The sequence below is a fragment of the Streptomyces sp. SID5785 genome (assembly GCF_009870065.1).
Lineage (GTDB): Bacteria > Actinomycetota > Actinomycetes > Streptomycetales > Streptomycetaceae > Streptomyces.
The window spans coordinates 1-7,366 of record NZ_WWIA01000343.1 but is presented as its reverse complement, the minus strand read 5'-3'; the positions used below and the strand labels follow the sequence as shown (position 1 = coordinate 7,366).

The window sequence follows — 7,366 nt, the reverse complement described above, 5'->3', positions numbered from 1 at the left end:
TGGCGCCGCGGCCCTGGTCCTGGACCGCACGCTGTCCGCGCAGCCCCGGTCGCTGCTGCTCGGCTGAGGAGCCCGAGTCCCCGCGCTTCCCGGGGCACCCGCGCGGCGTGCCCCGGGGCTCGCTCTCCCCTGCCCGCGGCGCCCCGTGCCCACCGGCCTCTCCCTACTTCTCCCCTCGGTACCTCTCCTCTCCCCCGGAGTTGCAGCATGCCCGGATCCTCCCGGCTCACCGACCTGTTCCCGCCCGCCCTGGTCGCCGCACGCATGCCCGCGATCGGCGCGTGGAGTCCCGTGCCGCCCGCCGCCGACTCCGACGCGTGGTCGTCCGTCGGCCCGGAGACCCGCGACCTCGTCATCGGGTCGGCCGCGGCGACGCGGGGCCAGCCGTGGCCGGCGCTCCCTGCCTCTCTGTTCGCGCGCTTCGCCCGCGACGGCGACCGGTCCGCCTACCAGGGCCCGGCCGCCGCCCGGCGCGAACGGCTGGGCCGCGCCGTACCCGCGGTGGCCCTCGCCACCGTGTCCGCGGGAGCCCTGCCGGGCGCTGCGCAGGACCTGCGGGCCGGTCTGCTGGACGACGTCCTGGACGGGGTCTGGGCGTTGTGCGAGGAGACCAGCTGGGTGCTCCCGGCCCACGACTTCCGGGTGCTCGGCTCGCACGGCCGCGCTCCCGGGCTCCTGCCGGACCCGGAGCACCCCACACTGGACCTCGGCGCCTCGATGACGGCGGTGCTCCTGGCGCTCACCGACGCGATCGTGGGCGACGAACTCGACCTGATCGACCCGTTGGTGCGCCGACGGCTGCGGCACGAGGTCTCCGCCCGGGTCCTGCGCCCGTACCTGGAACGCGACGACTGGGGCTGGTACGACGGGTCGACCGCGAAGCTGAACAACTGGAATCCATGGATCCACTCCGAGCTGCTGCTGGCCACCGCGCTGACGGTGGAGTCGGACGCCGTCCGGTGCGCGCTCGTCGACCGCATCGTCCAGGGCCTGGACACCTACCTGGCGGCGCAGCCGGCGGACGGCGGCTGCGACGAGGGGCCGCACTACTGGTGGCGCGCGGGGGCCAGCGTGTTCGAGTGCCTGGAGACGCTCACGTCGCTCCTCGGCACGGGTCCTGACGTCTTCGGCCTGCCCCTGGTCCGGGCCCTCGCGCAGTACCCCCTGACCACATGGATCGGCGCGGGCTGGGCGGTCAACTTCGCGGACGGCCCCGCGCGTCCGCGCGAGACGTGGCCCGCGCTCCTGCACCGCTACGGCCGGCGCACGGCCCAGCCCGAGGTGTGTGCCCACGCCCGCGCGCTGCGCGGAACGGCCGACGCCGCGCTCCCCGCACCGGACGGCCCGTTCGACCTGCGGCGCGTCACGGACGCGCTCTTCGACCCCGACTGGCGGTCGGCGGCGCCCGCGGACTTCCCGCTCCCCGCGCACAGGTGGCTGCCCGACACCCAGGTTCTCGTCTCCCGCGCCACCTCCGGCACCGAGCGCGGTCTGCTGCTGGCAGCGAAGGCCGGACACAACGACGAGAGCCACAACCACAACGACGTCGGCAGCTTCATCGTCGCGCTCGACGCCCGGCCGCTGATCGTCGACGCGGGTGTCGGCACGTACCGCCGGGAGACCTTCAGCCCCGAGCGCTACGGAATCTGGTCGATGACCAGCGAGTTCCACAACCTGCCCGTCGTGAACGGGCACGGCCAGCGGCCCGGCGCGGCGTTCCGGGCCACCGACGTCACGCACCGGCACGACGCCATGCTCGACGAACTGGCCGGTGACATCGCGGCGGCCTATCCGCCCGAGGCGGGGCTGACGCACTGGCGGCGCACGTTCCGTCTCCACCGTGACACGGCTCCCGACGGGCGGATCGAGATCATCGACGCCTGGGAGTGCCCGGCCCCACCCGGCGCGCTGGCGCTGCACCTCCTGGCCGGCGCCGAGGTCGTCCTCGCGGAGGGCGGCGGATCGGCGGTCGTCACGCCGTCGGCCGGACGGGGACTGCGCCTGGGCTGGGACGCCGCGGCGTTCACCGCGTCCGTCGAGACGGTGCAGCTCAGCGACCCTGCGTTCGTCCGCGTATGGGGGCCGCGGATCCACCGCCTCGTCCTGACCGCCGACCGCCCCACGGCGACCGGCACACACACGCTGACGGTGGATCCGGCCCCCGAGCGGATGTGATCGTTCCGGCGCGTGCGGCCGAGCCGTCCCACCGCCCGGCCGCATCGTCCGGCGGCCCGCCAGGAGCGGAAGCTTGTTAGAACTCTGGTCAATTGCTGTACCAGTTGGTAACTTTCGGCGCTGTTACCGACAGGTACACCCCTGCTTCCCCCACGCTCCACGAGGCGAATCCGAGGACACCATGCACCGCACCGCAATCGGATCACTGGCCACCGCAGTCGCCACTGTCCTGGCCGTCACCGCCCTGCCCGCGGCAACGGCCGCGGCGGCACCCGCGGCCGCGTCGCGCGTCGCGGCGGACGACTCGTTCTACACCTACGACGGCAGCGAGCCGCTGTCCTCGTACGCACCGGGCGACGTGCTCAAGACCCGCACGCTGCAGTACCACGTGCTGGGCATCCCCACCCCCGTCAAGGCGACGCAGCTGCTGTTCCGCACCGAGGACGCGCAGGGCCGTCCGTCCGCGGGGGTCACCTCGATCGTGCGCAGCCCGGGCGCGGACGGGACCAAGGCGGTCTCGTACCAGTCGTTCTACGACTCGCTGAACCCCGCGGACTCCCCGTCGCGCGCCATCGCCGGCGACGTCTCCCTCGGCGGTCTGGTCCCGAACGGCGAGTCGCTGCTCCTGGCGCCGCTGCTGCTCGCGGGCTACAACGTCGTCATCCCCGACAGCCAGGGCCAGAGCGCGGACTTCGCGGCGGGCCCCGAGTACGGGACGAACACCCTGGACTCGATCCGGGCCGCGAGCCGGGCCCCGGGGACGGGGATCGACGACCGGACCCGGTTCGGGCTCGCGGGCTACTCCGGCGGGGCCATCGCCACGCACTGGGCGGCCGTTCTCGCCCCGAGCTACGCACCGGACGTGAACAAGCGGCTGGTCGGCTTCGCCGAGGGCGGCCTGCTCGTCGACCCGGCCCACAACCTCAAGTACATCAGCGGCAGTTCGGTCTGGGCCGGGGTCGCCCCGATGGCCGTCATCGGCGCCGCCCGCGCCTACGACATCGACTTCGCGCCCTACCTGAACAGCTACGGCGAAGAGGTGTTCAAGAAGCTCGAGCACGCCTCGATCATCAACGTCCTGGGCCAGTACCCGGGCCTGACGTGGAAGAAGCTGGTCAAGCCGCAGTACGCCGACCCCAACTCGGTTCCGGCCTTCGTGGACGCCGTGAACAAGCTCAACCTCGGCTCGGCCGCCACCCCGACGGCCCCCGGGTACATCGCCCAGGGCAACGGCGGCGTGTTCGAGGGAACCCTCAGCAACCTGCCGGGCATCGGGCGGGGCGACGGCGTCATGGTCGCCGGCGACGTGCGCACGCTCGCGCGGCAGTACTGCGACAAGGGCAACACGTCCATCAAGTACCAGCAGTACAACCTGCTCAGCCACGTCGGCGCGGCCGTACCGTGGGCGCCGACCGCCCTGAGCTGGCTGGGCGACAGGTTCGCGGGCAAGACGCCGCCGTCGGACTGCGGCCGGATCCCCGCGGGCAACTCGCTCGCCCCGGAGGTCGCGACCACTCGCTGACCGTGCGGGACGCACGCCGTCCCGCCCGCACGGCGTGGGGCGTCACCCTGGTGCCGCCCCACGCCACCGCGCGTTCTACCAGGAGGACTTGGTCACCCCGGGCAGATGACCGGCATGCGCCTCCTGACGCACCCTCACGCGCGAGAGGCCGAACTTCCGCAGGTGGCCGCGCGGCCGGCCGTCCACGCTGTCACGGTTGCGCACCCGGGTCGCGCTCGCGTCCCGCGGCTGGCGGCGGAGTTCCGCCAGCGCCTTCGTCCGCTCCTCCGCCGTGGCGGCCGGGGACGCGATGACGGCCTTCAGTTCCGCGCGGCGCCGGGCATGACGCGCCACGATGCGCTTGCGCTGCTCGTTCTTCGCGATCTTGCTCTTCTTCGCCATCAGACACGCTCCCCGCGGGCCCGGATCCGGGCGACCGCCGCCTCGACGCCGATGACGTCCACGGTCTTCACGGCCCGCGCGCTCAGCCGGAGCCGCACGTGACGCCCCTCACCGGGCAGCCAGTAGCGCTTGTTCTGGATGTTCGGGTCGAACCGGCGTGACGTGCGCCGGTGCGAGTGGGAGATCTTCTTGCCGAAGCCCGGCCGGGCGCCGGTCAACTGGCAGTGAGCGGACATACGGGTGCCGCCTTTCTCTTCATCGGCTTACCGATAATGGATATCATTGTCGTATGCTACCCCCACGGCCGCACCCGGCCGCCCTCCACCCCCGACGCCGAGGAGCACACCCATGCACACCGGACTCCACACCGGGCCCCGCACCGGGCCCCGCGCCGACGGCGGTCCGCGATGAGCCCCGAGGCGCCGATGCCCGTGGTGATCGTCGCCGGGCTGCACGCCGACGCCCGCCGCGCCGCCGTCGGACAACTCCTGCGCGACGTACCGGGAAGCGTCGCCCTGCACCACGACCTGTCCGCCGGCCCGGCCGGCACCGTGCACCGCGGCGTGCGCGACGCCACGGGCGAGCTCTCCCGGGGCGAGACACCCCTCGTGAACGACTGCGCCTGCTGCGCCCTGCGCGAGGACCTGGTCCCCGAACTGGAGCGGCTTGCGGATGCCGGGCTGACCCGCCTCGCGGTCGTCGAGCTGTGGGACTCCGTGGAGCCGCGCGCGATGGCCGAGGTGGTCGCCGCGCACGGTGACGCCGGCTTCCGGCTGGTCAACGTCCTGACCGCCGTCGACCCCGCCCTGGTCCTGCCGTGCCTGTCCAACGGCGACGACCTCGCCGAGGTGGGGCTCGCCGCGGCCGCCACGGACCGGCGCACGGTGGCCGACACCTTCGCGCGCCAGCTGGAGTACGCGCCCGTCCTCGCGGTCACCGACAGCCCCGGGGCCGACGCCGACGACCTCGCGCTCCTGCGCCAGTTGCATCCGACCGCGACCCGAGTGCCGGTGGGATCGGGCCGGTTGGGCACGGTCGTCCTGCGAGGCGGGTTCGACGTGGGCGCGGCCGCGGCGGCGCAGCATCCGGCGTGCGCCCGCCTGCCCCACGACTGCGACGAGTCGGGCGTCGGCACGCTCGTCTGGGAGCGCCGCCGCCCGTTCCACGCCGGTCGCCTCTTCGAGGCGCTGGAGGATCTGTGCTGCGCCGCCGCCCGCAGCCGGGGCCGGTTCTGGCTCGCGGACCGGCCCGACACCCTGCTGGCCTGGGACGCCGCCGGGGGCGCGCTGTGCGTGGAGAACGCCGGGCCCTGGATGGCCGCACTGCCGGACGCGGCCTGGGAGATGATGCCGGCCGAGCGCCGCACCGCGGCCGCGCTCGCCTGGCACCCGGAGCACGGGGACCGCTGCCAGCACCTCGTCTTCACCTCTCCCGGCCTCGACCGGGCGGAACTGCTCTCGCTGCTCGAGGCCTGCCTGCTGACCGACGCCGAACTGGCGTCAGGGCCCGCGGCGCTGCCCCGGCCCACCGGCTTCGACGCCCTGCTCGACCCCGTCGCCTGATCCCTGCCACTCCTGTCCCGCCGAACCGCACCACACTCCCGAGAAGGGCCTGATCCATGGCTGTCCCCAAGCGCAGGACGTCCCGCAGCAACACCCGTCACCGGCGGGCCCGGTGGCGTGCGACCGCTCCGGCGCTCGTGCCCGTCACGGTCGACGGCGTCACGTACCGCGTGCCGCAGCACCTGAGGAGGGCGTACGAGCGCGGGCTGCTCCGCCCCGAGGGCTGACCGTGTAGTCCTGCACGCGCAGGGCTGCACGCGCAGGGCTGAATCCGCGGGCCGGGATCCGGGTGGTGCACGGCCATTGACACCCGCAGAGATCAAGTGATCTATTCACTTTATGAGTTACGCGGATCAGCCCTCCCTCTCCGAACGCCTCGCGGACGACATCGTCGAGATCATCCGTACCGAGCGGCTCGCCCCCGGTGACGCCCTGGCCTCCTCGCGCGAGCTGGCCCGGCGCTTCGAGGTGACCACGCCGACCGTGCGCGAGGCCCTGCGGCGCCTGGAGGCCATGCAGGTCGTCGAGTTCCGGCACGGGTCGGGGACGTACGTGGGGCCGGGCATCGAGCGGCGGCTGCTCGTCAATCCGCACCGGCCGCGCAGCACCCGGCAGTCCGTGCTCGAGCTGGTCGAGGCGCGTCTGGTCGTGGAGCCGGCCGTCGCGGCCGAGGCGGCGCGGATCCGGCTGCCCGCCGCCGTCGAGCAGTTGGAGTACGCGGCGGCCAACGCGCTGTTCCCGCCGGAGGAGTCGGTGCGCCGCTCGGTGCACTTCCACGTCGCCCTCGCCACGGCCAGCGGGAACGCCCTGCTCAAGGAGACCGTCGAGGCGCTCCTCCAGGTCCGCGCCCGCGACCAGGTCGAGATCCGGCACCGCTACAACGACCGCGAGCGCGACCACGCCGAGCACCTGCAGATCCTCGACGCCGTCCGGGACGGCGATCCCGGGGCGGCCGAGCAGATCACCCGCGACCACCTCGGCGCCATCCGGGACGCCGTGCTCGCCGCGGACTTCCCCGACAGCGACGCGCACGACGAGAGCGACGGTGGCCGCTGATGACCGAGTCCCGGCAGCCCGAGTCCGCTCCGCAGCACCGGAAGCCGCTGCGACTGGCCGAGTTGACGACCGACGAGGCCGCGGAGGCGGTGCACCGGGCGCCCGTCGTCATCATCCCCGCGGGCGCCTACGAACAGCACGGTCCCGGCATGCCGATCGCGACCGACACCGTGCGGGCCGAGCGGATCGCGGATCTGGTGGGCGCGCAGCTCGCCGGACGCGTCGTCATCGGCCCCCCGCTCCCGGTCGGGGTGTCGCCGCACCACATGGCCTTCGCCGGCACCGTGACGCTGACGACCACGACCTTCGCCACGGTCGTGCGCGAGTACGTGGACAGTCTGCACCGGCACGGCTGGCGCCGGTTCCTCGTACTGACCGGGCACGGCGGGAACAACGCGGCGCTCACCACCGTCGCGCAGGACCTGCTCGTCGCGCGCCCCGACGTGCAGTTCGCCTGGTCCCCGGTCACCTCGCTCGCCTCGGCCGTGGTGGCGGGCATGGACGTCAGCGAGGTCCACGGACACAGCGGCGAGGCCGAGACCGCCCAGATGCTGCACCTGGCGCCCGAGTTGGTGCACCGGGACCGGCTGACGGCCGGATCCACGTCCCTGGACGGGCTCAAGCCCGTCGCCCGGCTCGCCCGCACCTTCGGCCAGCCCTCCCTCACCCT

8 protein-coding genes are annotated in these 7,366 nt (G+C 73.7%); 6 read left to right on the top strand and 2 right to left on the bottom strand.

The window, feature by feature from the left end:
• Positions 1-207: 207 nt before the first annotated feature.
• Together GTW43_RS11250 and GTW43_RS11245 are read left to right on the top strand one after the other, a co-directional pair.
• The gene (locus tag GTW43_RS11250; protein WP_161301514.1) at positions 208-2,175 is read left to right on the top strand and encodes a heparinase II/III family protein; all 1,968 of its coding nucleotides are present in this window, start codon (positions 208-210) and stop codon (positions 2,173-2,175) included.
• A gap of 181 nt (positions 2,176-2,356) precedes the next feature.
• The gene (locus tag GTW43_RS11245) at positions 2,357-3,697 is read left to right on the top strand and encodes a lipase family protein (protein ID WP_161301513.1); all 1,341 of its coding nucleotides are present in this window, start codon (positions 2,357-2,359) and stop codon (positions 3,695-3,697) included.
• A gap of 75 nt (positions 3,698-3,772) precedes the next feature.
• Here GTW43_RS11245 and rpsN read toward each other — a convergent pair whose 3' ends face one another.
• Together rpsN and rpmB are read right to left on the bottom strand one after the other, a co-directional pair.
• Complete coding sequence (gene rpsN / locus GTW43_RS11240; RefSeq protein WP_161301512.1) at positions 3,773-4,078, bottom strand: 30S ribosomal protein S14; 306 nt, start codon at positions 4,076-4,078, stop codon at positions 3,773-3,775.
• Positions 4,078-4,314 (bottom strand): 50S ribosomal protein L28, encoded by a 237-nt coding sequence (gene rpmB, locus GTW43_RS11235; protein WP_161301511.1) that lies wholly within the window; start codon positions 4,312-4,314, stop codon positions 4,078-4,080. The genes rpsN and rpmB overlap by 1 nt, the downstream gene beginning before the upstream one ends.
• A 171-nt stretch (positions 4,315-4,485) precedes the next feature.
• Between rpmB and GTW43_RS11230 the strand changes: the two genes are divergently transcribed.
• The 4 genes from GTW43_RS11230 to GTW43_RS11215 form a co-directional block, all read left to right on the top strand.
• Entirely contained in the window at positions 4,486-5,640 is a 1,155-nt protein-coding gene (locus tag GTW43_RS11230; protein ID WP_161301510.1) for a GTP-binding protein, read from the top strand.
• Positions 5,641-5,696: 56 nt separating this feature from the next.
• Positions 5,697-5,867: a 50S ribosomal protein L32 gene (gene rpmF / locus GTW43_RS11225; RefSeq protein WP_161301509.1), complete on the top strand. Its 171-nt coding sequence runs from the start codon at positions 5,697-5,699 to the stop codon at positions 5,865-5,867.
• Between the two features lie 112 nt (positions 5,868-5,979).
• A complete protein-coding gene (locus tag GTW43_RS11220) occupies positions 5,980-6,696 on the top strand; it encodes a GntR family transcriptional regulator (RefSeq protein WP_161301508.1) in 717 nt (238 codons plus the stop codon).
• A partial coding sequence (locus GTW43_RS11215) for a creatininase family protein (protein WP_161301507.1) occupies positions 6,696-7,366 on the top strand: 671 nt, incomplete at its 3' end. The genes GTW43_RS11220 and GTW43_RS11215, both read left to right, overlap by 1 nt.

Bases quoted from the DNA above. Each gene is read 5' to 3' on its own strand.
- GTW43_RS11220 (WP_161301508.1), top strand. From the start codon at position 5,980: ATGAGTTACGCGGATCAGCCCTCCCTCTCCGAACGCCTCGCGGACGAC.
- rpmF (WP_161301509.1), top strand. From the start codon at position 5,697: ATGGCTGTCCCCAAGCGCAGGACGTCCCGCAGCAACACCCGTCACCGG.
- GTW43_RS11245 (WP_161301513.1), top strand. From the start codon at position 2,357: ATGCACCGCACCGCAATCGGATCACTGGCCACCGCAGTCGCCACTGTC.
- rpsN (WP_161301512.1), bottom strand. From the start codon at position 4,078: ATGGCGAAGAAGAGCAAGATCGCGAAGAACGAGCAGCGCAAGCGCATC.
- GTW43_RS11250 (WP_161301514.1), top strand. From the start codon at position 208: ATGCCCGGATCCTCCCGGCTCACCGACCTGTTCCCGCCCGCCCTGGTC.
- rpmB (WP_161301511.1), bottom strand. From the start codon at position 4,314: ATGTCCGCTCACTGCCAGTTGACCGGCGCCCGGCCGGGCTTCGGCAAG.
- GTW43_RS11230 (WP_161301510.1), top strand. From the start codon at position 4,486: ATGAGCCCCGAGGCGCCGATGCCCGTGGTGATCGTCGCCGGGCTGCAC.